The organism is Streptomyces sp. V4I8 (genome assembly GCF_041261225.1).
In the GTDB taxonomy this organism is placed as follows: domain Bacteria; phylum Actinomycetota; class Actinomycetes; order Streptomycetales; family Streptomycetaceae; genus Streptomyces.
In genome coordinates this window covers 6413162-6436465 of the sequence record NZ_JBGCCN010000001.1, presented here as the reverse complement: position 1 = coordinate 6436465, position 23304 = coordinate 6413162, and the positions used below count along the sequence as shown (strand labels likewise).

General features: G+C 71.5%; 23 protein-coding genes. 13 read left to right on the top strand and 10 right to left on the bottom strand.

Annotated features, from left to right (window positions below):
- Positions 1 to 194: 194 nt before the first annotated feature.
- Entirely contained in the window at positions 195 to 548 is a 354-nt protein-coding gene (locus ABIE67_RS29370) for a hypothetical protein (RefSeq protein WP_370263957.1), read from the bottom strand.
- Between the two features lie 109 nt (positions 549 to 657).
- On the opposite strand from ABIE67_RS29370, the gene ABIE67_RS29365 reads away from it, so the two are divergent.
- Together ABIE67_RS29365 and ABIE67_RS29360 are read left to right on the top strand one after the other, a co-directional pair.
- Entirely contained in the window at positions 658 to 996 is a 339-nt protein-coding gene (locus ABIE67_RS29365) for a hypothetical protein (protein ID WP_370263954.1), read from the top strand.
- A 42-nt stretch (positions 997 to 1038) separates the two neighbouring features.
- The gene (locus tag ABIE67_RS29360; protein WP_370263950.1) at positions 1039 to 1800 is read left to right on the top strand and encodes a hypothetical protein; all 762 of its coding nucleotides are present in this window, start codon (positions 1039 to 1041) and stop codon (positions 1798 to 1800) included.
- A gap of 58 nt (positions 1801 to 1858) precedes the next feature.
- Here ABIE67_RS29360 and hutH read toward each other — a convergent pair whose 3' ends face one another.
- The 3 genes from hutH to ABIE67_RS29345 form a co-directional block, all read right to left on the bottom strand.
- Positions 1859 to 3397: a histidine ammonia-lyase gene (gene hutH / locus ABIE67_RS29355; RefSeq protein ID WP_370269062.1), complete on the bottom strand. Its 1539-nt coding sequence runs from the start codon at positions 3395 to 3397 to the stop codon at positions 1859 to 1861.
- A 154-nt stretch (positions 3398 to 3551) separates the two neighbouring features.
- Positions 3552 to 4697: a diguanylate cyclase domain-containing protein gene (locus tag ABIE67_RS29350; protein WP_370263945.1), complete on the bottom strand. Its 1146-nt coding sequence runs from the start codon at positions 4695 to 4697 to the stop codon at positions 3552 to 3554.
- Between the two features lie 443 nt (positions 4698 to 5140).
- Positions 5141 to 5950 (bottom strand): enoyl-CoA hydratase/isomerase family protein, encoded by an 810-nt coding sequence (locus ABIE67_RS29345; protein ID WP_370263943.1) that lies wholly within the window; start codon positions 5948 to 5950, stop codon positions 5141 to 5143.
- A 192-nt stretch (positions 5951 to 6142) separates the two neighbouring features.
- On the opposite strand from ABIE67_RS29345, the gene ABIE67_RS29340 reads away from it, so the two are divergent.
- Positions 6143 to 6766, top strand: a complete 624-nt coding sequence (locus ABIE67_RS29340) for a hypothetical protein (RefSeq protein ID WP_370263941.1) — start codon at positions 6143 to 6145, stop codon at positions 6764 to 6766.
- 45 nt (positions 6767 to 6811) lie between these two features.
- Here ABIE67_RS29340 and ABIE67_RS29335 read toward each other — a convergent pair whose 3' ends face one another.
- The gene (locus ABIE67_RS29335) at positions 6812 to 7942 is read right to left on the bottom strand and encodes an adenylate/guanylate cyclase domain-containing protein (protein ID WP_370263939.1); all 1131 of its coding nucleotides are present in this window, start codon (positions 7940 to 7942) and stop codon (positions 6812 to 6814) included.
- Positions 7943 to 8040: 98 nt separating this feature from the next.
- On the bottom strand, positions 8041 to 8901 hold the full coding sequence (locus tag ABIE67_RS29330; RefSeq protein ID WP_370263934.1) for a biotin--[acetyl-CoA-carboxylase] ligase: 861 nt from the start codon (positions 8899 to 8901) through the stop codon (positions 8041 to 8043).
- Between the two features lie 110 nt (positions 8902 to 9011).
- Here ABIE67_RS29330 and ABIE67_RS29325 point away from each other — a divergent pair, with 110 nt between their 5' ends.
- On the top strand, positions 9012 to 10625 hold the full coding sequence (locus tag ABIE67_RS29325) for an acyl-CoA carboxylase subunit beta (protein WP_370263929.1): 1614 nt from the start codon (positions 9012 to 9014) through the stop codon (positions 10623 to 10625).
- 17 nt (positions 10626 to 10642) lie between these two features.
- Positions 10643 to 10852: an acyl-CoA carboxylase epsilon subunit gene (locus tag ABIE67_RS29320; protein ID WP_370263927.1), complete on the top strand. Its 210-nt coding sequence runs from the start codon at positions 10643 to 10645 to the stop codon at positions 10850 to 10852.
- Here ABIE67_RS29320 and ABIE67_RS29315 read toward each other — a convergent pair.
- Entirely contained in the window at positions 10849 to 11991 is a 1143-nt protein-coding gene (locus ABIE67_RS29315; protein ID WP_370263925.1) for an SGNH/GDSL hydrolase family protein, read from the bottom strand. The genes ABIE67_RS29320 and ABIE67_RS29315 overlap by 4 nt on opposite strands.
- A gap of 120 nt (positions 11992 to 12111) precedes the next feature.
- Between ABIE67_RS29315 and mmpB the strand changes: the two genes are divergently transcribed.
- Both mmpB and ABIE67_RS29305 read left to right on the top strand, forming a co-directional pair.
- Positions 12112 to 12240 (top strand): morphogenic membrane protein MmpB, encoded by a 129-nt coding sequence (gene mmpB / locus ABIE67_RS29310; RefSeq protein ID WP_370263922.1) that lies wholly within the window; start codon positions 12112 to 12114, stop codon positions 12238 to 12240.
- Positions 12241 to 12271: 31 nt separating this feature from the next.
- Positions 12272 to 12892, top strand: coding sequence for a nucleoside triphosphate pyrophosphatase (locus ABIE67_RS29305; RefSeq protein WP_370263918.1), 621 nt, complete (start codon positions 12272 to 12274; stop codon positions 12890 to 12892).
- Here ABIE67_RS29305 and ABIE67_RS29300 read toward each other — a convergent pair.
- Positions 12861 to 13397, bottom strand: coding sequence for a hypothetical protein (locus ABIE67_RS29300; protein ID WP_370263916.1), 537 nt, complete (start codon positions 13395 to 13397; stop codon positions 12861 to 12863). The two genes, ABIE67_RS29305 and ABIE67_RS29300, sit on opposite strands and share 32 nt — an antisense overlap.
- Before the next feature lie 361 nt (positions 13398 to 13758).
- Here ABIE67_RS29300 and ABIE67_RS29295 point away from each other — a divergent pair, with 361 nt between their 5' ends.
- Positions 13759 to 15531 carry a biotin carboxylase N-terminal domain-containing protein gene (locus tag ABIE67_RS29295; RefSeq protein WP_370263914.1) on the top strand — a complete coding sequence of 591 codons (1773 nt, stop codon included), beginning with the start codon at positions 13759 to 13761 and terminating at the stop codon, positions 15529 to 15531.
- A gap of 105 nt (positions 15532 to 15636) precedes the next feature.
- Positions 15637 to 16185, top strand: coding sequence for a TetR/AcrR family transcriptional regulator (locus tag ABIE67_RS29290; protein WP_370269057.1), 549 nt, complete (start codon positions 15637 to 15639; stop codon positions 16183 to 16185).
- 113 nt (positions 16186 to 16298) lie between these two features.
- On the opposite strand, the gene ABIE67_RS29285 is transcribed toward ABIE67_RS29290, so the two are convergent.
- Together ABIE67_RS29285 and ABIE67_RS29280 are read right to left on the bottom strand one after the other, a co-directional pair.
- Positions 16299 to 17237, bottom strand: a complete 939-nt coding sequence (locus ABIE67_RS29285) for a DeoR/GlpR family DNA-binding transcription regulator (RefSeq protein WP_370263911.1) — start codon at positions 17235 to 17237, stop codon at positions 16299 to 16301.
- A gap of 166 nt (positions 17238 to 17403) precedes the next feature.
- Positions 17404 to 18867, bottom strand: a complete 1464-nt coding sequence (locus ABIE67_RS29280) for an NAD(P)H-quinone dehydrogenase (protein WP_370263908.1) — start codon at positions 18865 to 18867, stop codon at positions 17404 to 17406.
- 81 nt (positions 18868 to 18948) lie between these two features.
- Between ABIE67_RS29280 and ABIE67_RS29275 the strand changes: the two genes are divergently transcribed.
- From ABIE67_RS29275 to ABIE67_RS29260, 4 genes are all read left to right on the top strand, one after another.
- Positions 18949 to 19386, top strand: a complete 438-nt coding sequence (locus tag ABIE67_RS29275) for a gamma-glutamylcyclotransferase (protein ID WP_370263902.1) — start codon at positions 18949 to 18951, stop codon at positions 19384 to 19386.
- A gap of 415 nt (positions 19387 to 19801) precedes the next feature.
- Positions 19802 to 20626: a purine-nucleoside phosphorylase gene (locus ABIE67_RS29270; protein WP_370263899.1), complete on the top strand. Its 825-nt coding sequence runs from the start codon at positions 19802 to 19804 to the stop codon at positions 20624 to 20626.
- A gap of 288 nt (positions 20627 to 20914) precedes the next feature.
- Entirely contained in the window at positions 20915 to 22546 is a 1632-nt protein-coding gene (locus ABIE67_RS29265; RefSeq protein ID WP_370263897.1) for a phospho-sugar mutase, read from the top strand.
- A 310-nt stretch (positions 22547 to 22856) separates the two neighbouring features.
- Entirely contained in the window at positions 22857 to 23294 is a 438-nt protein-coding gene (locus tag ABIE67_RS29260) for a hypothetical protein (RefSeq protein ID WP_370263895.1), read from the top strand.
- Positions 23295 to 23304 lie beyond the last annotated feature (10 nt).

Here is a 23304-nt window from a genome sequence, read left to right as displayed (position 1 = left end):
TCCCCAAAACCCCGAGAGTCCCCGTCAAGGATCTTCAACGCTACGACCGGTTCGTCCCGTTCCACATCGCTTGCATGTGTGGGGCACACCACGTCCGCCGAGGCGGGTGGTGCGGGTGCGGTCAGTGCGCCCCATGAGACGACGAAACCCCGGGCAGCGGTTGCCGCCCGGGGTCACGATTTCCCCAAGACGCCTCAGCCGGCCCGTTCGGCCTCTTCGCCGTCGAAGTCCTCCTCGCCATCATCCTCGTCGAGGTCCCACTCGGGCGAATCCGGGTCGTACTCGATGTGCTCGCTGGACCAGGAGGCCTGGGCGAGTTCGACCCCCGGTACCTCGCTGACCAGGTCGAACGGATCAACCAGATACGCGAGGGCCTCCGCAGTGTCTTCCGTCACAGCGGCCTCGGCGTGGGTCCGCTCGTCGGCCGGCATGGTGGCGTCGGCGGCGATCCGGCGCAGCGCGGCCTTGGTGACGGCGTCCTGGTCGTCCACTTCGAGGACGAGCTCCACGCGAAGCCGTACAAAACGTGATGTTTCTCGTGTACTCATGCCCGGAGCGTACGGCGGTTTTCTCCCGTGACTTTCCCGTGACCCGCGACTTTCACTAACATCGCCCCACACGGCCAATTCGCCAGCGCCACAAGGGGATCGATATTCCGTGTCCGCCGCTCACCGATCGTCGTCCACCGCACGCCGATCGCTGCTGACCGCCACCGCCGCGGGAGCCCTGCTGGGCGCCCTGTGGTTCGTGCCCTCCGCGAACGCGACGGGCGGGGAACCGGCGAGAACAGCGCCTTCGGCGACCCCCTCGGCCCAGGTCACCCAGCAGGCGCGGGCCGCGTCCGAGAGCGCGGACGACACCACCGGGGACGGCACCCGGCTCGCCGACACCGGAAGCTTCGACACCACGCCGTACATCGTGGGCGGGACCGCCTCCCTCGCGCTGGGCGCGGGCTTCGTCGCGTATTCGGTGCGTCGCGAACGTCTCGGATTTTGAATTAACTTGACGCTCGCTTCACCTGGGCTTCATAGTCCGCCCATGAAGAGATCATCGGGCGTGCGTGTAGCCGCCACGGTTGCCGTGAGCGCGCTGTCGCTCGCCCTTGTCACGGGCTGCGGGGGTGACTCCGGCGGTTCCGACGCGAAGGCGCTCAGCGCCGCGGAGTTGAAGAAGTCGATCATCGTTCAGGGCGATGTCGAGGGACACAAGGTCTCGGCGGTCGACGCCAAGAAGCTCCCCGCCGCCAAGAGCGTCATCCGTGGGGACGAGAAGTGCAAGCCCCTCACCTACGTCATGAGCGGCCTCGCACCGGGCGACGCGGCCGTTGAGACGAGGACGACGGCCACGGAGGAGAAGAAGCCCACGGACGCCGCCTCCAAGTCCCTGGACGAGCTGTCCGAAGGACAGGTCGAGGACGCGCTCAACGCCTCGATGAGCGTCAACGTCACCGTCGTGGGCCTCTCGTCCTACGACGGCGACGGAGCCGAGCAGGCGATCAAGTCCGTCTCCGACGCGGTCGAGAACTGCGCCGGCGGCTTCTCCGCGGGGGACAAGGCCGAAGAGGGCGAGTTCACCAAGGTCGCCGCCGAAAAGGGCTCGGGCTCCGGTGACGACTCGGTGGCGTTCGCCGTGACCTCGGACTTGGAGGACGGCGAGACCGGCCAGGTGCACGCCGAGGTCGTCCGCCACGGAAACACCGTCGCGACGTACTACACGATGAACCTCGGCGCGTTGATGACCGGCAAGGCCTACTCGGTCCCGGCCGCCGTGATCGAGGCCCAGGGCGCCAAGCTGAAGTAACCACCCCCGGGGCCCTGTCCACCGTATGCCTCATACCGTGGACAGGGCCCCTGTCGTGTCACTGAAGCGGCCCGGTGACCTTCTCCGCCGCGGCGACCAACTCCCCCGCGCGCACGAACGCGTCGGCCGCGGCGAGGTCGGGTGCCAGGAACCGGTCCGGACCGGCGCCCTGGACCCCGGCGGCCCGTACGGCATCGATGACCGCCCGCGAGGCCGGCGCCGGCGTGAGCCCCTCCCGCAACTCGATGGCACGGGTGGCGGCGTAGAGCTCGACCGCCAGCACACGCGTGAGGTTGTCCACGGCCGTACGCAGCTTGCGGGCGGCGGACCAGCCCATGGAGACGTGGTCCTCCTGCATGGCCGAGGACGGGATCGAGTCGGCGGAGGCGGGCACGGCCAGCCGCTTCAACTCGCTCACCAGGGCGGCCTGCGTGTACTGGGCGATCATCAGCCCCGAGTCCACTCCGGCGTCGTCGGCCAGGAAGGGCGGCAGCCCGTGGCTGCGGTTCTTGTCGAGCAGCCGGTCGGTACGCCGCTCGGCGATGGAGGCCAGGTCGGCGACGGCGATGGCGAGGAAGTCGAGCACGTAGGCGACGGGCGCCCCGTGGAAGTTGCCGTTGGACTCGACCCGCCCGTCCGGCAGCACGACGGGGTTGTCGACCGCCGACGCCAGCTCCCGCTCGGCGACGAGCCGTGCGTGCGCCATGGTGTCCCGCCCGGCACCGGCGACCTGCGGAGCACACCGCACCGAGTACGCGTCCTGGACGCGGGGCGCGTCGTCCTGGTGATGCCCGGTCAGTCCCGAACCCTTCAGCACGGCCAGCATGTTGGCGGCGGAGGCGCCCTGCCCCGGGTGCGGCCGGATGGCATGCAGCTCGGGTGCCAGCACCTTGTCGGTCCCGAGGAGCCCTTCGAGGCTCAGCGCGGCGGTGACGTCGGCGGACTTGTACAGCATGTCGAGGTCGGCGAGGGCCATGATCAGCATGCCGAGCATGCCGTCGGTGCCGTTGAGGAGGGCGAGCCCCTCCTTCTCACGCAGCTCGACCGGCGCGATGCCGTGCGCGGCGAGCAGCTCACCGGCGGGCCGCACGGTCCCGTCCGGGCCCTCCGCGTCGCCCTCCCCCATGAGCGTGAGGGCACAGTGCGAAAGAGGGGCGAGGTCGCCGGAGCAGCCGAGGGAGCCGTACTCGTGGACGACGGGCGTGATCCCGGCGTTGAGGATGTCGGCCATGGTCTGCGCGACCGCAGGCCGTACGCCCGTGTGCCCCGAGCAGACGGTCTTGAGCCGCAGGAACATCAGGGCCCGTACGACCTCCCGCTCCACCCGCGGCCCCATCCCCGCCGCGTGCGAGCGCACGATGTTGCGCTGCAGCTGGGCCCGCAGCTCCTGGCTGATGTGCCGGGTCGCCAGGGCGCCGAAGCCGGTGGAGACGCCGTAGACGGGGTCGGGCTTGGCCGCCAGCGCCTCCACGATCTCCCGGGCCGCCCCGAGCGCCGCGACGGCCTCCGCCGAGAGCTCGATCCGGGCGCCGCCGCGCGCCACGGCGAGAACGTCGGACGCGGTGACCCCGGACGTCCCCACCACCACAGTGTGCATATCCATATTCAGGAGCGTACGCAGTGAAGACGAAGATGTCACTAGTGGGTGGGCGGTACACCCCTTACAACCCCAGGCATGCCGGCCCGTCCGGCGTTTGAGGACGAGGCCCTTCGGGCCGAAGCGCACCGGGCCCGCACCGGCGCGACCGCCGTCACGGCAGACGGCCCCGGAACCGGCGCCGCTCCCCGGTCTCCTCCCCGAACGGCTCGTCGGCGAGCCGCACGACCGGATCGTCCGGCCCCTCCCGCCCCGCCACCACAGGCCGACCGGCCCGCACCGCCTTGGCCTGGTACTGCGCGGCATCAGCGAGCCGGAACAACCGCCGCGCAGACCGCACCACCCCGATCGGATCCTCAGTCGAGGCAACCCCGCACGCGACCCCCTCCCCCAGCTCCAACTCCCCCGCCCGACGGCACAGTTCATCAGCGGCCTTCACGACGTCATCGGCAGGCGGCCCGACCGCGAGCAGACAGAACTCGTCCCCACCGAGCCGCGCGGCAAGCGCGCCCGGCAGCATGGCACCGCACACCGACAGCACCGACCCGAACCGCTCCAGCAGCCGGTCGCCCACCGCATGCCCCTGGGTGTCGTTGACCCGCTTGAGCCCGTTGAGGTCGCAGACGACCAGACTGACCACGACCCCCTGGTCGCGATGGCGCTCGACGGCCTCCTCCAACCGCACATCGACGGCACGCCGGTTCGCGAGCCCGGTGAGCGCATCGGTGAACGCCAGCCGCCGGGCCTCCTCCAGCCGCTCGCTCTGCGCGAGCCCGGCGGCCACGACGGAGGCGAGCACGGTGGCGAAGTCGGCGTCCCCCCGGTCGAAGACGGGCGAACCGGCCGGACGGGCGACGTAGAGCTCCCCCCACGCCCGCCCGTTCATCACGAGCGGCGCGACGACACAGCACCCCCGCCCGCGCCGCCGGAGGGCGGCGACCCGCTGATGGCAGTACCCGGGATGCCCGGTGGCGGGACCGTCGGCCGTCTCCACCCAGGCGTTGGGCTCACCCCCGGCGGCCCACCGCTCGTGCAGGAACTCGGCGATCTCCGGGAACTGATGCACCGGGTAGGCCTCGTCCGCCGGAAACTCCTCCTCCCCCTCGGCGCGGTCCCCCACGTTCACGAGCACCCGCAACCGCCCGAGCTCCCGCTCCCACACCGACAGCGCGGCAAAACTCCCGGCCAACGCCCGACACGCCCCGAGCGCCGCCGCCCGCCAGGACTCACGCGGGGTGTGCGCCGACGCCATCCCCTGCGCCAACGCCACCACGGCCGCGAGCCGTCTGTCCTCACCCATCACTCCAGGCTAGGGAGCTTTGGGATGAAACGGGACATTGATGCGGCGAACAGGTGCCGCAGCCGAACCGGAGCGGCCTCACCAGGACCCAGGGGACGCACCATCCCCCAGGGACGCACCATCCCCACCCCCGGCACCCGGCACCCGGCACCCGGCACCCGGCACCCGGCACCCGGCACCCGGCACGCAACTCTCGGCCCGGCACCCCAGCTACTCGGCCTCGCCCACTCGCCCCATCACCCTCGGCCTCTCACCCCGGCCCTCGGCACCCGGCACCCGGCACCCGGCACCGAAGTCCCGGCACCCGACTCTCGGCCCCGGCACCCCGGCACCCCTGCACCCCTGCACCCCTGCACCCCGACATCCCGGCCACCCAGCTACTCAGCCTCGCCACTCGCCCCCTGACCCTCGGCCCCTCGCCCTCGGCCCCTCACCCCAGCCCCTCACTCCCCCGGCCACGCAGGCTTCCGCTTCTCGTTGAACGCGGCCACCCCCTCCGCCCGGTCCCCCGAGAACGCCGTCGCCCGCCAAGCCGCGTCCTCGACCTCCAGCCCGGCCCGCAGATCCATCCCGTGTCCCAAGCGCAGCGCCCGCTTGGCGTTCCGCAGCCCCACAGGCGAGTTCGCGGCGATCCGGGCCCCCATGGCCAGCGCCTCCTCCCGGTCCCGCCCCTCCTCCACCAGCTCATCGACCAGCCCCAGCTCCCGGGCCTCGACGGCCTCGACCCGCCGCGCCGTGAAGATCAGCTCCGCAGCCCGAGCCGCCCCCACCCGCCGCGGCAGCAACTGCGTGCCTCCACCGCCCGGGATCACCCCGACCGACACCTCGGGCAGCCCCACCACGGCCGTGCGGTCGGCCACGATCACGTCGCACGACAACGCCAGCTCGAAGCCGCCCCCCAGCGCGAAGCCGTGCACCGCCGCGATCGTCGGCACCGGCAGCTCCAGCACACCCGTGTAGGCCCCGCGCGCCACGGGACGCTGCCGCACCAGATCCGCGTCGCTGAACGAATTCCGCTCCTTCAGATCCGCCCCGACACAGAACGCCCGCTCGTGGGTCGAGGTCAGCACCACCACCCGTACGTCACGGTCCGCACCGAGCGCCGCACACGCCCCCGCGATCGAACGGGCCATCTCCGTCGACACGGCGTTCATGGCCTTGGGCCGGTCGAGGACGAGCTCCGCGACATGCCCGGCTCCCCCGTCACCGTGTCGCCGCACCAGCACGAACTCCCCGTACCGCTCCTCACTCATGGCACCCTCCGGTTAACGCGGGTTAACAACACTCGTCCCGATCATCTCAGCCGGACCCCGCCGGGGAAAGGCCGGTCCCGACACCCCGTTCGAGTGACATCCCGCCCAACTCCCGCCCAACCGCCGACGACAGCGCATAACGTGCGCGAGCCACGGCGCGTCGGGGGCGCGAGCGGGCTGGGAGGGGTCGTGATGAGCGGGACAAGGGAAACAGCGGCGAGAACCGGGGCGGAGACCGGACCGGTCGGTGAGGACGGACAGACCACCAGCCGCCTCTTCGGCCCCCGCGGCCGCCACCGGCGCCCCCGCCCCCGCAAGGTCCTCCTGGCGGCGGGCGGCCTGGCCCTGGCGGCCGGCGCACTGAGCCTCGTACGCCTGACCCCCGACGCCGAAGTGGCCGGCCTGGGCGCAACGGAGACGGAGCCCGCCACGGACTCCGGCACGGACACGACCACCGCCACGGACCGCTCGGCGAACGCCGCCGCCACCGTCCCGACCCCCGCCCCGAAGGCGAGCCCGTCCGCCACCACCGTCATGGGCGGCCTGAACGCGACACCGACAACGACCACGATCGTCGTACCGACACCGAACACCACAGCGCCACCAGCCCCCGGCACGCCGCCGGCAGACACCCCGGCACACCCGTCCGCACCCCGCCCGCCGACGCAGACCAGCCAGACACCCCAACCGGCGACCCCGCCCCCCGGCCGACCCACGCCAAATCCCCCGGAGCCACAGCCGGATCACCCCGACGAGGACTCAGTCTGCGTCCCGGTCATCGGCCTGTGCGTAGACCGCTTGACCGACGGCGACTAGAAACGCCGTATGCGTCTCCGCCGCGTGGGCGCGACCAGCCGGCGCTCACTCGCCCCCGCCGGACGCCCTCCGCGTCAACAGCCAAGGCTCCACCACACCAAGCCCCCGCACCGGCCGCTGCCACATCGGCTGCAACGCGAACCGGTACACCGGCGGCTCCTCCCCCTCCTTCTCCGCAGCGGCAGCGGCCTCCGCCGCCTCCGCCTCGGACGCCGGCGCCTCACCCGTTCGGATGAGTTCCTCCGCGAACGCGCTGTCGACGAGAACGGCGTCACGCGGAGCTATCGAGGTGAGCCGGGAGGCAAGATTCACGGTCGTACCGAAGACATCGCCCATTCGAGTGGTCACCGTGCCGAAGGCGATGCCGACGCGCAGCTCGGGCATCGTCTCGTCGTTGGCCATCGTCTCGATGAGCCGCAGGGCGATCTCCGCGGCGACCCCCGCGTCGTCGGCCGCGTACAGGACCTCGTCACCGAGCGTCTTGACCAGTCGCCCGCCGCGCGCGGCCACCAGGTCGGCCGCCGTGGTCTCGAAGGCCTCGACGAGTTCGCCGAGTTCCTCCTCCTCCATCCGGCGGGTCAGCCGGGTGAAGCCGACCAGGTCCGCGAAGCCGACGGCCAGGCGCCGGTCGACCATCTCCTCGTCGTCGGCGGCCTGGATGACCCGGCCGGCCGAGGCGGCGAGCTGGCGGCGCCAGACGTAGACGAGGAACTCCTCCAGCTCGGGCAGGAGCAGCTCGATGATCGGGTACGTCACCTCGGTCCGGGTCATCCCCGGCTCCGGCGGCTCGGTCAGCCCCTCCAGGAAGGAGTCGATCTGCCACTCGGCGAGCCGGGCGGTGGTCTGCCCGGTGGACCTGGCCACCTGCACGGCCATGGCCTCGCTGAGCAGCCCCGCCTCGACGAGACCGGCGAGGCGCCGGAGCGCCAGTACGTCGGCCTCGGTCAGCGCCTTGGCCTGCCCGATGTCGGCGAAGCCCATGGCCCGCCAGAACCTGGACGCCAGCTCCATGGAGACGCCGGCGCTGCGGGCCGCCTGAAACGGTGTGTAGCGCCGCTCGGCGCCGAGGATGAGGCCTTCGAGGCGCAGGGCGAGCGGATCCTCGCCGGGGTCGGCGGCATGGGGGTCCACCCGGCCGTCCGCGCCCGTGCCGGAGCCCGTGTCGTCGACGGTCACGCCTGCTGCCCTTCCGATCTGCCGCGGTCAGTAATCGACCGGCCTTCACTTTACGGCAGGTGTGGGCCACCTCACTCCGGAAGGCCGGGGAGGTGAACTCACGCCGGCCGCAAGTGCACGATGTCTCCCGCACCCACGGGTTCCTGCACGCCTTCCCCGGTGGCCAGCACCAACCGCCCGTCACCGTCGATCGCGACGGCCTCGCCGGTGATCGACCGGTCCCCCGGCAGCTCGGCCCGTACGACCCTCCCCAGCGTCGCGCAGCCCGCCGCGTACGTCTCCTGGAGCTCACTCACCACCGGGTCCCCCGCCGCGGCCCGCCACCGCCCGTACCACTCCTCCAGCGAGCGCAAGATGCCCCGCAGCAGGGGGTCCCGGTCCGTGCTGACGGCCCCGGCGAGTGCCAGGGAGGCCGCCTGCGGCACCGGCAGCTCGTCCTCACGCAGTGTGACGTTGATGCCGACGCCGATGACCACGCCCTCGTTTCCGGCCCGCTCCGCCAGGATCCCGCCGGCCTTGCGTTCCTCGCCGCCGACAGTCACCAGCAGGTCGTTGGGCCACTTGAGTGCCGTATCGACGCCGGCGGCCCGCGACAGCCCCGTGGCCACGGCGACGCCTGTGAGCAGCGGGAGCCAGCCCCAGCGGGCCGCCGGCACCTCGGCCGGGTTCAGCAGCACGGAGAAGAACAGGCCCGAGCGGGGCGGTGCCGTCCACTGCCGGTCCAGGCGCCCCTTTCCGGCCGTCTGCTCCTCGGCGACCAGGACCGCGCCCTCGGCGGCCTTTCCCTCGGTCGCCAGGGCCACCAGGTCGGTGTTGGTGGAGCCGGTACGCTGCACCACCTCCACCTCGCGCCACAGCCCGCCGTCCCGCACGAGTCCGCGCCGCAGCGCGGCTGCGTTCAGCGGCGGACGGTCCAGGTCGGACCAGCGGCTGTCATCTGATGCATCTCGCGGCGTCATGCAAGCCACCCTAGGTGTGTGAAACGCCGCACTGCTGATTCGTAGGGCCCCCACTACTCTACGGATGAGTAACCGTCCCCCCTTTTGAGCAGGCAGGGAGCGCCATCCCGATGTCCGAGCCGGAAGAGCGTCACGAGATCCAAGGGATCGACATCCACACCACCGCGGGCAAGCTCGCGGATCTCCAGCGCCGTATCGAGGAAGCGACGCACGCCGGCTCCGCTCGCGCCGTCGAAAAGCAGCACGCCAAGGGCAAGTTGACGGCCCGTGAGCGCATCGAGCTCCTCCTCGACGAGGACTCCTTCGTCGAGCTCGACGAGTTCGCCCGGCACCGCTCCACCAACTTCGGCCTGGAGAAGAACCGCCCCTACGGCGACGGTGTCGTCACGGGGTACGGAACCGTCGACGGCCGCCCCGTCGCCGTGTTCTCCCAAGACTTCACCGTGTTCGGCGGTGCGCTGGGCGAGGTCTACGGCCAGAAGATCGTCAAGGTCATGGACTTCGCGCTGAAGACCGGCTGCCCGGTCATCGGCATCAACGACTCCGGCGGCGCCCGCATCCAGGAGGGTGTGGCCTCGCTGGGCGCGTACGGCGAGATCTTCCGCCGCAACACGCACGCGAGCGGTGTCATCCCGCAGATCAGCCTGGTCGTCGGCCCGTGTGCGGGCGGTGCGGTGTACTCCCCCGCCATCACCGACTTCACGATCATGGTCGACCAGACCTCGCACATGTTCATCACCGGCCCGGACGTCATCAAGACGGTCACCGGCGAGGACGTCGGCTTCGAGGAGCTGGGCGGCGCCCGCACCCACAACTCCGCCTCCGGCGTGGCGCACCACATGGCCGGCGACGAGAAGGACGCCATCGAGTACGTCAAGCAGCTGCTGTCGTACCTGCCGTCCAACAACCTCTCCGAGCCCCCGGCGTTCCCGGAGGAGGCGGACCTCGCCGTCACCGACGAGGACCACGAGCTGGACCGAATCGTGCCGGACAGCGCGAACCAGCCGTACGACATGCACACGGTGATCGAACACATCCTGGACGACGCCGAGTTCTTCGAGACGCAGCCGCTGTTCGCGCCGAACATCCTCACCGGCTTCGGCCGGGTCGAGGGCCGCCCGGTCGGCATCGTCGCCAACCAGCCGATGCAGTTCGCCGGCTGCCTCGACATCCAGGCCAGCGAGAAGGCCGCCCGCTTCGTGCGGACCTGCGACGCCTTCAACGTCCCGGTCATCACCTTCGTCGACGTGCCCGGCTTCCTCCCGGGCGTCGACCAGGAGCACGACGGCATCATCCGCCGCGGCGCCAAGCTGATCTACGCCTACGCCGAGGCGACGGTCCCGCTGATCACGGTCATCACCCGCAAGGCCTTCGGCGGCGCCTACGACGTCATGGGCTCCAAGCACCTCGGCGCGGACATCAACCTCGCCTGGCCGACCGCCCAGATCGCCGTCATGGGCGCCCAGGGCGCCGTCAACATCCTGCACCGCCGCACCATCGCCGAAGCGGAGGCGAACGGAGACGATCTGGAGGCGGTGCGCGCCCGGCTGATCCAGGAGTACGAGGACACCCTCCTCAACCCCTACATCGCGGCCGAGCGCGGCTACATCGACTCGGTGATCATGCCGTCCGACACCCGCCGTCATGTCGTCCGCGGCCTGCGTCAGCTGCGTACCAAGCGGGAATCACTGCCTCCGAAGAAGCACGGCAACATCCCCCTCTAGGCCTGCTGGGAGCCGTCATGAACATCAAGGTCCTACGGGGCAACCCGACACCGGAGGAGCTGGCCGCCGCACTGGCGGTGGTCCGCGCCCGCGCCGCGGCGGCATCAGCCACGCCGCCCGGCGCACCCAAGCCGCGGGACGGGTGGTCGGACCCGTCCCGCATCGCCGCACACCGGCTGCCGCAGCCGGGGCCGTCGACGTGGGCCCGTACCTACTGGCCCGGTTAGAGGATCGTCGACACGACTTCGGCCATCACCTCGTACCCGGCGTCGTTCGGGTGCAGGTGATCGCCGAAGTCGTACGCCGGATGCAGGCGGTCGGGGTCCGCCGGGTCGGCCAGCGCCCGGTTCAGGTCCACCACGGCGTCGTACTCCCCGCCGTGCTCCCCCGAGCCGCGGATCCACTCGTTCAGCTCCGGACTCACCTTGGCCGCATGCTCACCCCAGTGGTCCGAGCCCCCGAACGGCAGCAGAGTCGCCCCGATCACCCGCAGCCCCGCCGCCCTGCCCTGCCGTATCAGCTCCCGGTGCCCGGCGATGAGCTCCTCGGCCTCCACCACCGGCGCCGGCTGGTACGTCGGCTGCTCGCCCGTCTCGCTGAAGCCGATGTCGTTGAGGCCGAGGAGCACGACGAGCGTGTCCACGCCGGGCCGGTCGAGAACATCCCGGCGCAACCGGCCGACGCCCCGCTCGCCGTACCACGCCGAGTCGTTGAGCAGCAGGTTCCCGCCGATCCCCGCGTTCAGAACGGGCCGCCCCGTGCGCTCGGCGAGGGCGTCCGACCAGCGCCGGTCCGCCCCCGGCGTCGACCCGAACCCGTCCGTGATCGAGTCGCCGAAGAGGGCGACGGCGTCCCTGCGCCCGGCGTCGACCTCCACCGCCGACAGGAAGTACCAGGACTCCGTCGCCGCGTCGAAGCCCGCACCGCCGGTGTCCGCCGAAAGGTCGCCCTCGCCCCGATAGCCGGCCGTGAAGGCCTGGGCGTGAAAGGTCGCGGGCCCGGTGGCGGTGTCGAAGTACAGCGTGACGGTCACCGACTCCCCGGCAGCGACGGCGAGCGGGACGTCATCGCTGACGATCTCTCCGCGCGCCGGTAGCTCGGCGTCCCCGGCACCCCCGAAGGTGAGCCGCGCGAGTGACCCCGGCTCCACGCCGGCCCCCGCGGTCGTGCGCCCCACGCTCGCCCCCGCGACACGGACGGGCGAGGTGCCGTACGCGTTCGACAGCCGCACCCGCAACCGCCCGCCTCCCGCCGACAGCCGTACGACCTGCCGCAGTGACTGGCGCCAGAAGCCCTCGCGGGACCAGTTGGGCGTGAAGCCCTCGCTGGGCAGCTGCGGTGACGCGATCCAGGAAGCGCTGAACATGACACATCCCCCAAACAGAACTGTAGACCCCTTAGCTAATGGAACAGTAGCACCGTTTAGCGGAAAGTTGAGTATGCGTACTCAGGCGCCCCGGCCGATCCCCGACCGACGATGGAAGGCATGCTGTGGTCCGACCCCGAGAACGAGCCGCCCAAGGAACTGCGCGACATGCAGGAGATGTTGCGGCGGCTGGGCGTTCTCCTGGCGCTGGCCATGGTGCTCACGCTGATCGTGCTCGGGGTGAGGTGAGTCCGGACGCGCGCGCCGATACGCTGACCGCATGACTGATCAGCCCCGCCGCCGACTCGTCCTCGCCTCCCAGTCCCCCGCCCGGCTCAACCTGCTGCGCCAGGCCTGCCTGGCTCCCGAGGTCATCGTGAGCGGCGTCGATGAGGACGCCGTCTCCGCGCCCACCCCCGCCGAGCTGGCGCTGGCCCTGGCCGAGGCGAAGGCCTCCGTCGTGGCGGCGAGGCCCGAGGTCAAGGGCGCGATCGTGATCGGCTGCGACTCGGTCCTCGACCTGGACGGCCAGGCCCTGGGCAAGCCTGCGGACGCCGAGGAGGCCACGGCCCGCTGGAAGTCGATGCGCGGCCGGGCGGGCACGCTCCAGACCGGCCACTGCGTCTACGACACGGTGACCGGCCGGTACACGTCCGCCACCGCGTCCACGGTCGTCCGTTTCGGCGAGCCGACCGACGAGGAGATCGCCGCGTACGTCGCCTCCGGGGAACCGCTCTACGTCGCCGGGGCGTTCACCCTCGACGGCCGCTCGGCCCCGTTCATCGACGGCATCGACGGCGACCACGGCAATGTGATCGGCATCAGCCTGCCGCTCGTGCGGCGACTGCTGGGGCAACTGGGCATCGGCATCACGGAGTTGTGGGCGCCGGCGGAGGCATGACCGGGGAGCCGCCCGCCGGGGAGTCACTCGCCGGAGACCCGCCCGCCGGGGAGCCGTCGCCACCCTTGCCCCCGTCGGGAGCGGCGTCGGCGGGCTCCTCGGAGCCGGGCGCGCCCTGGGCGTCGTACGTCATGAGCAGCAGCACGATCAGGCCGAGCACGACGACCATGAACAGGAACGCCGTCCAGCCCACCAGCCCCCAGGCGAACGCGCCCAGCAGCGCGTGCACCACGGCCGCGCTGATCAGCAGGATGCGGCCGAAGCCGGCCGGGGCGCGGTCGCGCAGGGCCACGAGCAGCGCGACCAGGCCGCACAGCGCGAAGTAGGCGCCGAAGACGACCCCGCCGATCTTCGAGGACAGGGACATCACGTCCGGGTCCAGACCTGCCAGGGACATGTCCTGACGGTCGACGACGACCCCGAGGAACCACTGAAGCGCCGCGATGCCGAGCCCCTCGACGAAGAGCACGACCGCCACCACCCACGCCACCGGCCTGCGTATCACCGGCCCCCACCCACTTCCGAGCCGCTCTGTTACTCCAAGTACGGACGAGACATCGCGAACGCTACTAACGGGTAAACCCTGGGACAAGGGTTCGGGCGCCGGCAAAGAATCATTGGGCCATTCGTAGGGATTCCACAAAGAAACCGAGTGGCCCGCAGCACGTGATGACAGAGACCTTGACCACAGCGGAGAGCTAGGGTTTCCCGGAAGAGACCTGCGTTCCGAGGCGCGACATGGGATTTCGCAGGTTGAGCGAGCCTGGAATCACGCTCCGTGTGGGCAAGCTCACCACTGGGGACGGGTCGATGTGGCGTGTCGGCAGTCCCTAAACTCGGCTTGTTTCAAGGAGGGAGCCTCAATCGTGCGCAAGGTGCTCATCGCCAACCGTGGCGAAATCGCTGTCCGCGTGGCCCGGGCCTGTCGGGACGCCGGGATCGCGAGCGTGGCCGTCTATGCCGACCCGGATCGGGACGCTCTGCATGTCCGCGCCGCGGATGAGGCGTTCGCCCTGGGCGGTGACACTCCGGCCACCAGCTACCTGGACATCGACAAGGTCCTGAACGCCGCGCGTGAGTCGGGCGCCGACGCCATCCATCCCGGCTACGGCTTCCTCTCCGAGAACGCCGAGTTCGCGCAGGCGGTCCTGGACGCCGGTCTGATCTGGATCGGCCCGCCGCCGCAGGCCATCCGCGACCTCGGTGACAAGGTCGCCGCCCGGCACATCGCCCAGCGCGCCGGCGCCCCGCTGGTGGCCGGCACCCCCGACCCCGTCTCCGGGGCCGAGGAAGTCGTGGCGTTCGCCGAGGAGCACGGCCTGCCGATCGCCATCAAGGCCGCCTTCGGTGGTGGCGGACGCGGCCTGAAGGTCGCCCGCACTCTCGAAGAGGTGCCGGAGCTGTACGACTCCGCGGTCCGCGAGGCCGTCGCCGCCTTCGGCCGCGGCGAGTGCTTCGTCGAGCGCTACCTCGACAAGCCGCGGCACGTGGAGACCCAGTGCCTGGCCGACTCCCACGGCAACGTCGTGGTCGTCTCCACCCGTGACTGCTCGCTGCAGCGCCGCCACCAGAAGCTGGTCGAGGAGGCCCCCGCGCCGTTCCTGTCCGACGAGCAGGTCGCCGAGCTGTACTCCTCCTCCAAGGCGATCCTGAAGGAGGCCGGCTACGTCGGTGCCGGCACGGTGGAGTTCCTGGTCGGCCTGGACGGCACGATCTCCTTCCTGGAGGTCAACACGCGTCTGCAGGTCGAGCACCCGGTCACCGAGGAGGTCGCCGGCATCGACCTGGTGCGGGAGATGTTCCGCATCGCCGACGGCGAAGCCCTCGGCTACGACGACCCGCCGCTGCGCGGCCATTCCTTCGAGTTCCGCATCAACGGCGAGGACCCGGGCCGTAACTTCCTGCCGGCCCCCGGCACGGTCACCACGTTCGCCGCGCCGACCGGTCCGGGTGTGCGCCTGGACGCGGGCGTGGAGTCCGGGTCCGTGATCGGCCCGGCCTGGGACTCGCTGCTGGCCAAGCTGATCGTCACCGGCGCCACCCGCGAGCAGGCGCTGCAGCGTGCCGCTCGTGCGCTGGCGGAGTTCCAGGTCGAGGGCATGGCCACGGCGATCCCGTTCCACCGCGCGGTGGTGAAGGACCCGGCGTTCGCGCCGGAACTGACCGGCTCCAGCGAGCCGTTCACGGTCCACACCCGCTGGATCGAGACCGAGTTCGTCAACGAGATCAAGCCGTTCGCCGCCCCCGCCGACACCGAGGCCGACGAGGAGAGCGGCCGCGAGACGGTCGTGGTCGAGGTCGGCGGCAAGCGCCTGGAGGTCTCCCTCCCGGCCTCGCTCGGCATGACCCTGGCCCGCACCGGCCTCGCCGCGGGCGCCAAGCCGAAGCGGCGCGCGGCCAAGAAGTCCGGCCCCGCGGCCTCCGGCGACACCCTCGCCTCCCCGATGCAGGGCACCATCGTCAAGGTGGCCGTCGAGGAGGGCCAGGAGGTCAAGGAAGGCGACCTGATCGTCGTCCTCGAGGCGATGAAGATGGAACAGCCCCTGAACGCGCACAAGTCCGGCACCGTCAAGGGCCTGTCCGCCGAGGTCGGCGCCTCCCTCACCTCCGGCGCCCCCATCTGCGAGATCAAGGACTGAGTCGTACGGCGTACCGAGGCGCCCGGTGGACTGAGCGATCAGTCCATCGGGCGCTTCTCAGTGAGGGAAGGTCAGGTGAACCCGATGGTCCGGCCTCCGGCAGGTATGCGCGCGGACGCCCGCCGCAATCACGAGCGCCTGGTCACCGAGGCCCGCTCCGCCTTCGCCGAACACGGCACGGCCGCGTCCCTGGAGGACGTGGCCCGCCGCGCGGGCGTCGGGATCGGCACGCTGTACCGTCACTTCCCCAACCGCGACGCCTTGCTGAGCGCGGTCTTCGAGGACGCCGTGGGCGACCTGCTGACCCGCTCCCGCGAACTCCTGCACGCCCCGGAGCCCTGCACGGCCCTGGTGACCTGGCTGCGCGAGATGGTCACCCATGCGGGCGAGTACCGCGGCCTGGCCAGGTCCCTGATGTCCGTCTCGGACGACAACACCTCGGCCCTGGCCCAGTGCAGCGGCCCGATCAGGGAGGCGGGCGGAGCGCTGCTGGCACGGGCTCAGGAAGCGGGTGCGGTCCGGGAGGGCGTGGCGATCACCGACCTCCTCCAACTCACCCACGCAATCGCGTTGGCGGCGGAGGAAACACCGGGAGACCCGGACCTGGCGGACAGACTGCTGCACTTGACGTTGCGGGGACTCAAGCCCACCTAGGGGCTCGGGGCTGTATCGATATGCGGCTCCGCCGCGTGGGCGCGACAAGCCACAAACGACCGGCACTCGCGCACCACCACAACCTCCTACGGCGAATAGGCGAATAGGCGAACCTAACGCCGCCGCAAGTCCGCAACCCGGGCCCGCTCCCGCTCCCGCTCCGCCCCCTGCTCCCCAAGCACCGCCGCAGCGGGCCGCAACCCCTGCCCCCGCCTAGGCCCCGGCAGGCCCCGCCGCCGCGCCGGGACCTCGTCACCCCCCGGGCTCCCGGTCGCCCCGGCCACGGCGATCTGCACCCCCTGATCGGCGAGGGCCTGGAGCTCGGTGTGGGCGCGGTCGTCGTGGACGGGCGGCTCGTCGGTGACCAGCCGCGTGATGAGGTCCGTGGGCACCGTCTGGAACATGGTGTCCGTACCGAGCTTCGTATGGTCGGCGAGGACGACGACCTCCGCGGCCGCCTGCACCAACGCCCGGTCGACGGACGCCGAGAGCATGTTGGACGTGGACAGCCCGCGCTCGGCGGTGAGGCCGCTCCCGGAGAGGAAGGCCCGGGACACCCGCAGGCCCTGGAGGGACTGCTCGGCGCCACTGCCCACCAGCGCGTAGTTGGACCCGCGGAGCGTGCCGCCGGTCATCACGACCTCGACCCGGTTGGCATGGGCCAACGCCTGCGCCACCAGGAGGGAGTTGGTGACGACGGTCAGTCCGGGCACCCGGGCGAGCCGGCGGGCCAGCTCCTGTGTGGTGGTCCCCGCCCCGACGACGATCGCCTCGCCCTCTTCCACGAAGTTCGCGGCGAGGTCGGCGATGGCCGTCTTCTCGGCGGTCGCGAGATGTGATTTCTGCGGAAAGCCGGACTCCCGCGTGAACCCGCCCGGCAATACCGCACCGCCATGCCGGCGGTCGAGGAGTCCTTCTGCCTCCAGTGCGCGCACGTCCCGCCGTACGGTCACTTCGGAGGTCTGGACGACGCGGGCGAGCTCACGGAGCGACACGGCTCCGTTCGCTCGCACCATTTCGAGGATCAATTGGCGACGTTCTGCAGCGAACACGAAACTGACAGTAACCCCAACGACCGTCTGGTTTCAGCAGTTTGCGCCGAATAACAGAAGTTGTTCGTACGCAAGGGCGAGAAGTGGTATAGGGCCTAGTCCCGCCGCCTATGCCGCACGCATGCTCGACAACTCCCCGTGACCAGCGGGGAGTTGGTTCCGGCCGTCAGAGTTCGCCGCCGGACTTCCGGGTGTGCAACTGCCGTGCCACCTCGGCGATCGAGCCCGAAAGGGAGGGGTACACGGTGAAGGCGTTCGCGATCTGTTCGACCGTCAGATTGTTATCGACCGCGATCGAGATCGGATGGATCAGTTCCGAGGCGCGCGGCGACACGACCACACCGCCGACCACGATGCCCGTACCCGGGCGGCAGAAGATCTTGACGAAGCCGTCCCGGATGCCCTGCATCTTGGCGCGCGGGTTGCGCAGGAGAGGCAGCTTGACGACCCGGGCGTCGATCTTGCCCCCGTCCACGTCGGCCTGCGAGTAGCCGACGGTGGCGATCTCGGGGTCGGTGAACACGTTCGACGACACGGTCTTCAGGTTCAGCGGGGCCACCGCGTCGCCCAGGAAGTGGTACATGGCGATACGTCCCTGCATCGCCGCCACCGAGGCGAGGGCGAAGACACCGGTGACGTCACCGGCGGCGTACACACCCGGCGCGGTCGTCCTGGACACCTTGTCGGTCCAGATGTGCCCGGACTCGCGCAGCTTGACCCCGGCCTCCTCCAGGCCCATGCCCGCGGAGTTCGGGATGGCGCCGACGGCCATGAGGCAGTGGCTGCCGCTGATGACGCGGCCGTCGGCCAGGGTGACCTCGACCCGGTCGCCGACCCGCTTGGCGGCGGCGGCACGCGAGCGCGCCATGACGTTCATGCCACGGCGCCGGAAGACGTCCTCGAGGACGGCCGCGGCGTCCGGGTCCTCACCCGGCAGCACGCGGTCCCGCGACGAGACGAGGGTGACCCGCGACCCGAGTGCCTGGTAGGCACCGGCGAACTCGGCACCGGTGACGCCCGAGCCGACCACGATGAGTTCCTCGGGCAGCTCTGTGAGGTCGTAGACCTGGGTCCAGTTGAGGATGCGCTCGCCGTCGGGCTGGGCGTCGGGCAGCTCGCGCGGGTGACCGCCGGTGGCGATGAGGACGGCGTCGGCGGTGAGGGTCTCCTCGGTGCCGTCGGCGGCCCGGACGACGACCTTGCGCGAGCCGTCGAGGCCCTGCATGCCCTCCAGCCGGCCACGGCCGCGCAGGACCCGGGCGCCGGCACGCGTGACGGAGGCGGTGATGTCGTGGGACTGGGCGAGCGCGAGCCGCTTGACACGCCGGTTGACCTTGCCCAGATCGACGCCCACCACCCGGGCGGGCGTGTCGATGTGCGGCGTGTCGTCGGCGACGATGATCCCCAGCTCCTCGTACGAGGAATCGAAGGTGGTCATCACCTCGGCCGTGGCGATAAGGGTCTTCGACGGTACGCAGTCGGTGAGTACCGACGCCCCGCCCAGACCGTCGCAGTCGACGACGGTCACCTCCGCGCCGAGTTGGGCGGCCACCAGGGCCGCCTCGTATCCGCCGGGTCCGCCACCGATGATCACGATCCGAGTCACGTACTCCATTGTCCCGCACGCCACAGGGTGGCACTGCCCGGGGGCCCGCCCGAGACACCACTGTTACGGGAGGGGCGGACGATTCCCCTGCCGTACCCTCTCTCCATGTCGCTCTACGCCGCGTACGCCGGCAATCTCGACGCGCGGCTGATGACCCGCCGCGCCCCCCACTCGCCGCTGCGCGCCACCGGCTGGCTGAACGGCTGGCGGCTGACGTTCGGGGGTGAGCAGCTGGGCTGGGACGGCGCGCTGGCGACCCTCGTCGAGGAGCCGAAGGAGCAGGTCTTCGTCGCGCTGTACGACATCGCCCCGATGGACGAGGACTCCCTGGACCGCTGGGAGGGCGTCGGCCTGGGCATCTACCGGCGGCTGCGGGTACGGGTGCACACGCTGGAGGGCGAGGAGCCGGCGTGGGTGTACGTGCTGAACGCCTACGAGGGCGGGCTGCCGGCGGCTCGGTACCTCGGGGAGATCGCCGACGCCGCGGAGTCCGCCGGCGCGCCACACGATTACGTGATGGAGCTGCGCAAGCGCCCCTGCTGAGGGAGGCACGCGGCGAATCCCGGTACCTGACCGCTCCCCTCGCCTACGAGCCCCTGCACACCGAACAGGCCGCCTCGGGCTCGGGACCGACTCCGCGACCTGCGACGCGCCGCGTTCGACAGAGAACTCGCCACCGTGGCCCACGACCCGTTCCTTCCGTGTCCAGGGCGAGCGGTCCTGACGGAACCACCCGAAGGGTCCGGCTCACCAGGGACACCGTGGTCGAATGCACGGTCGGCCCGCGCCGGCCGGTCGTCGTCGCCGTGACGGAGGTCGACGACGCCGACCTCCTGGTCCCGGACGTCTGACGGCCCCGAGGGGCCGGCCTCTTCGTTGGAAACGACAAGACAACGATCGCCATCCCGTGAGCTCTGTCATCTACGCGCGTAGGCCCAAACCGGCTACCCTCAGTCGCGTGAACGCATCTCTTCTTCCGGACGACATCCAGGGCGACCCCCACGCCGCCGCCGACGCCGCCGCCGCGCGCCTGCGCGAACTCACCGGCGCCGAGACCCACGACGTCGCCCTCGTGATGGGCTCCGGCTGGGCGCCGGCCGTGGATGCCCTCGGCGCACCCGATGCCGAGCTCCAGGTCACCGAGCTGCCCGGCTTCCCGCCGCCGGCGGTGGAAGGGCACGGCGGCAAGATCCGCTCGTACAAGATCGGCAACAAGCGCGCCCTGGTCTTCCTGGGCCGCACCCACTACTACGAGGGCCGTGGCGTGGCGGCCGTGGCCCACGGCGTGCGCACCGCGGTCGCGGCCGGCTGCAAGACGATCGTCCTCACCAACGGCTGCGGCGGCCTGCGCGAGGGCATGCGCCCCGGCCAGCCGGTCCTGATCAGCGACCACATCAACCTCACGGCGACGTCCCCGATCATCGGTGCCAACTTCGTCGACCTGACGGACCTGTACTCGCCGCGTCTGCGCGCCCTGTGCAAGGAGATCGACCCCAGCCTCGAAGAGGGCGTCTACGCCCAGTTCCCCGGGCCGCACTACGAGACGCCGGCCGAGATCCGTATGGCCCGCGTCATCGGCGCGGACCTGGTGGGCATGTCCACGGTCCTCGAAGCCATCGCCGCGCGCGAGGCCGGCGCCGAGGTCCTGGGCATCTCCCTGGTGACGAACCTCGCCGCGGGTATGACGGGCGAGCCCCTCAACCACGAGGAGGTCCTGCAGGCCGGCCGCGACTCGGCCACGCGGATGGGGTCGCTGCTGGCGCAGGTGCTGGGCCGGCTGTAGGACGTTTCCTCGCCCCCGCCGCCCCTACCCGTCCCATCCCTGGGGCTGCCGCCCCCAGACCCCCGCTTTCGGCCCTGAAGGGGCCTCGTCCTCAAACGCCGGACGGGCTGAAATGCCTGGGTCGGCGAAGCCCCTGCGGGTGGGTGGGGAACATCCAGCCCCTCCGGCGTTTGAGGAGCGGGGTCTGCGGCGGAGCCCCAGAAGGATGGGACGGGTAGGGGCGGCGGGGGCGAAGAACCCCTCCCAGGCCGCCCCGCTCCGAACGACACGAACGAGAGGTTGACCGACGTGCACGACGATCTCATCGCCCGGGCCCAGGCATGGCTCGCCGAGGACCCGGACCCGGAGACCCGCGACGAGCTCGCCAAGCTCATCGACGCCGCGGACACCGACGAGCTCGCCGCGCGCTTCAGCGGCACCCTCCAGTTCGGCACCGCGGGCCTCCGGGGCGAGCTCGGCGCCGGGCCCATGCGCATGAACCGGACCGTGGTCATCCGCGCCGCGGTCGGCCTCGCCGCGTACCTCAGGAAGCAGGGCCACGAGGGCGGCCTCGTCGTCATCGGCTACGACGCCCGCCACAAGTCGGAGGACTTCGCCCGCGACACGGCCGCCGTGATGACGGGCGCGGGCCTGCGCGCAGCCGTACTCCCCCGCCCCCTCCCCACCCCCGTCCTCGCGTACGCCATAAGGCACCTCGGCGCGGTCGCCGGCGTGGAGGTCACCGCCAGCCACAACCCGCCCCGCGACAACGGCTACAAGGTCTACCTCGGCGACGGCTCCCAGATCGTCCCGCCCGCGGACATCGACATCGCGGAAGAGATCGCCGCCGTCCCGTCCCTCACCGTCGTCCCCCGGCCCACGGAGGGCTGGGAGACCCTCGACGACAGCGTCCTCGACGCCTACCTCGCCCGCACCGACGCGGTCCTGGCCCCGGACTCCCCCCGCATCGCCCGCACCGTCTACACGGCGATGCACGGCGTCGGCAAGGACGTCCTCCTCGCCGCCTTCGCCCGCGCCGGCTTCCCCGCCCCCGCCCTCGTCGCCGAGCAGGCCGAGCCGGACCCGGACTTCCCCACCGTCGCCTTCCCCAACCCGGAAGAGCCCGGCGCGATGGACCTGGCCTTCGCCAAGGCCCGCGAGACCGACCCCGACCTCGTCATCGCCAACGACCCCGACGCCGACCGCTGCGCCGCCGCCGTCAAGGAGGGCGAGGACTGGCGGATGCTGAGCGGCGACGAGGTGGGGGCGCTGCTCGCCGCGCACCTCGTCAACCGGGGAGCCCAGGGCACCTTCGCCGAGTCGATCGTCTCCTCCTCCCTCCTCGGGCGTATCGCCGAGAAGGCGAACCTGCCCTACGAGGAGACCCTCACCGGCTTCAAGTGGATCGCCCGCGTCGACGGCCTGCGCTACGGCTACGAGGAGGCCCTCGGCTACTGCGTCGACCCCGAGGGCGTCCGCGACAAGGACGGCATCACCGCCGCCCTGCTGATCACCGAACTGGCCTCCGTCCTCAAGGCCGAGGGCCGCACGCTCCTCGACCTCCTGGACGACCTCGCCGTGGAGCACGGCCTGCACGCCACGGACCAGCTCTCGGTCCGCGTCCAGGACCTGTCGGTCATCGCGAACGCCATGCGCCGACTGCGTGAGCGGCCGCCGACCGAGCTCGCCGGCCTGGCCGTCACCCGCGCCGAGGACCTCACCCAGGGCACCGACACGCTCCCGCCCACCGACGGCCTGCGCTACACCCTGGAGGGCGCCCGCGTCATCGTCCGCCCCAGCGGCACGGAGCCCAAGCTGAAGTGCTACCTGGAGGTCGTCGTCCCGGTCCCGGCGCACGCCGACCTCCCGGCCGCCCGCGCCAAGGCGGCCGACCTGCTGGCGGCGATCAAGCGGGACCTGTCGGCGGCGTCCGGCATCTGAGCCGTACGCGACGGACCGGTCGTTCCTGAAAGGGTGCCCCGCCTCCGGATGGGGGCACCCTTTCGGGCGTTCTTCTCCGGGCGGTTGACCCGCCCTCCACGCCCCGCCCCCCTCACCCGGGCAACGGTGGAGAGGAAACCGCATCGCCGAGCCGCCTGGAGCCGCGCCGTGTCCACGACCGCATCCCGGCAGACCACCCGAGCGACCGGTCACGGTCGCGGCCCTGCTCGCGCTGCGCCGCCGCTTCGGCCTCCGTACCCTCGCGGCCGCCGCGATCGCACCGCTCGGCTGGTGCGGATACGTCGGCTGGGTGGGCCTGCGCGTGGGCCGCTGGGACGGCTACTTCGCCGTACAGCGGCTGTGGCACAACGAGCTGGACGGCGGCCTCGAAACCTTGCGCCAGATGCGGCGGCTCCTGGTGTACGACCCACGGCCCGAGCTGTTCCTGGTGCTGGTGACGCTCACCCTGATCGTGTCGGTGGCGCTGTTCGGGCTGGCGGTGTGGGACCGGCAGCCCGTGCCGCTGCTGGTCTTCACGGCCGTACTACTGGCGATCGTCCTGGGCAGCGGCGGCGTCTACTTCCCGCGCGCCCGCTTCCTGCTCCCCGCGTTCCCGCTCCTGCTCCCCATGGCCCGGCACCTGTCCCGCGCCACCCGCCGCTACCGCGCGCTGGCCCTCACGGCGGCGGTCACCGGCTCGGCGTACTGCGGCGCGTACATGGCGCTGGTGCATCCGGGTGCGCCCTGAGGTTCCGGCC

Coding starts and splice junctions, on each gene's coding strand:
- ABIE67_RS29320 (WP_370263927.1), top strand. CDS start 10,643: ATGAACATCAAGGTCCTACGGGGCAACCCGACACCGGAGGAGCTGGCC.
- ABIE67_RS29360 (WP_370263950.1), top strand. CDS start 1,039: ATGAAGAGATCATCGGGCGTGCGTGTAGCCGCCACGGTTGCCGTGAGC.
- ABIE67_RS29370 (WP_370263957.1), bottom strand. CDS start 548: ATGAGTACACGAGAAACATCACGTTTTGTACGGCTTCGCGTGGAGCTC.
- mmpB (WP_370263922.1), top strand. CDS start 12,112: ATGCTGTGGTCCGACCCCGAGAACGAGCCGCCCAAGGAACTGCGCGAC.
- ABIE67_RS29340 (WP_370263941.1), top strand. CDS start 6,143: ATGAGCGGGACAAGGGAAACAGCGGCGAGAACCGGGGCGGAGACCGGA.
- ABIE67_RS29305 (WP_370263918.1), top strand. CDS start 12,272: ATGACTGATCAGCCCCGCCGCCGACTCGTCCTCGCCTCCCAGTCCCCC.
- ABIE67_RS29325 (WP_370263929.1), top strand. CDS start 9,012: ATGTCCGAGCCGGAAGAGCGTCACGAGATCCAAGGGATCGACATCCAC.
- ABIE67_RS29345 (WP_370263943.1), bottom strand. CDS start 5,950: ATGAGTGAGGAGCGGTACGGGGAGTTCGTGCTGGTGCGGCGACACGGT.
- hutH (WP_370269062.1), bottom strand. CDS start 3,397: ATGCACACTGTGGTGGTGGGGACGTCCGGGGTCACCGCGTCCGACGTT.
- ABIE67_RS29315 (WP_370263925.1), bottom strand. CDS start 11,991: ATGTTCAGCGCTTCCTGGATCGCGTCACCGCAGCTGCCCAGCGAGGGC.
- ABIE67_RS29330 (WP_370263934.1), bottom strand. CDS start 8,901: ATGACGCCGCGAGATGCATCAGATGACAGCCGCTGGTCCGACCTGGAC.
- ABIE67_RS29350 (WP_370263945.1), bottom strand. CDS start 4,697: ATGGGTGAGGACAGACGGCTCGCGGCCGTGGTGGCGTTGGCGCAGGGG.
- ABIE67_RS29275 (WP_370263902.1), top strand. CDS start 18,949: ATGTCGCTCTACGCCGCGTACGCCGGCAATCTCGACGCGCGGCTGATG.
- ABIE67_RS29290 (WP_370269057.1), top strand. CDS start 15,637: ATGCGCGCGGACGCCCGCCGCAATCACGAGCGCCTGGTCACCGAGGCC.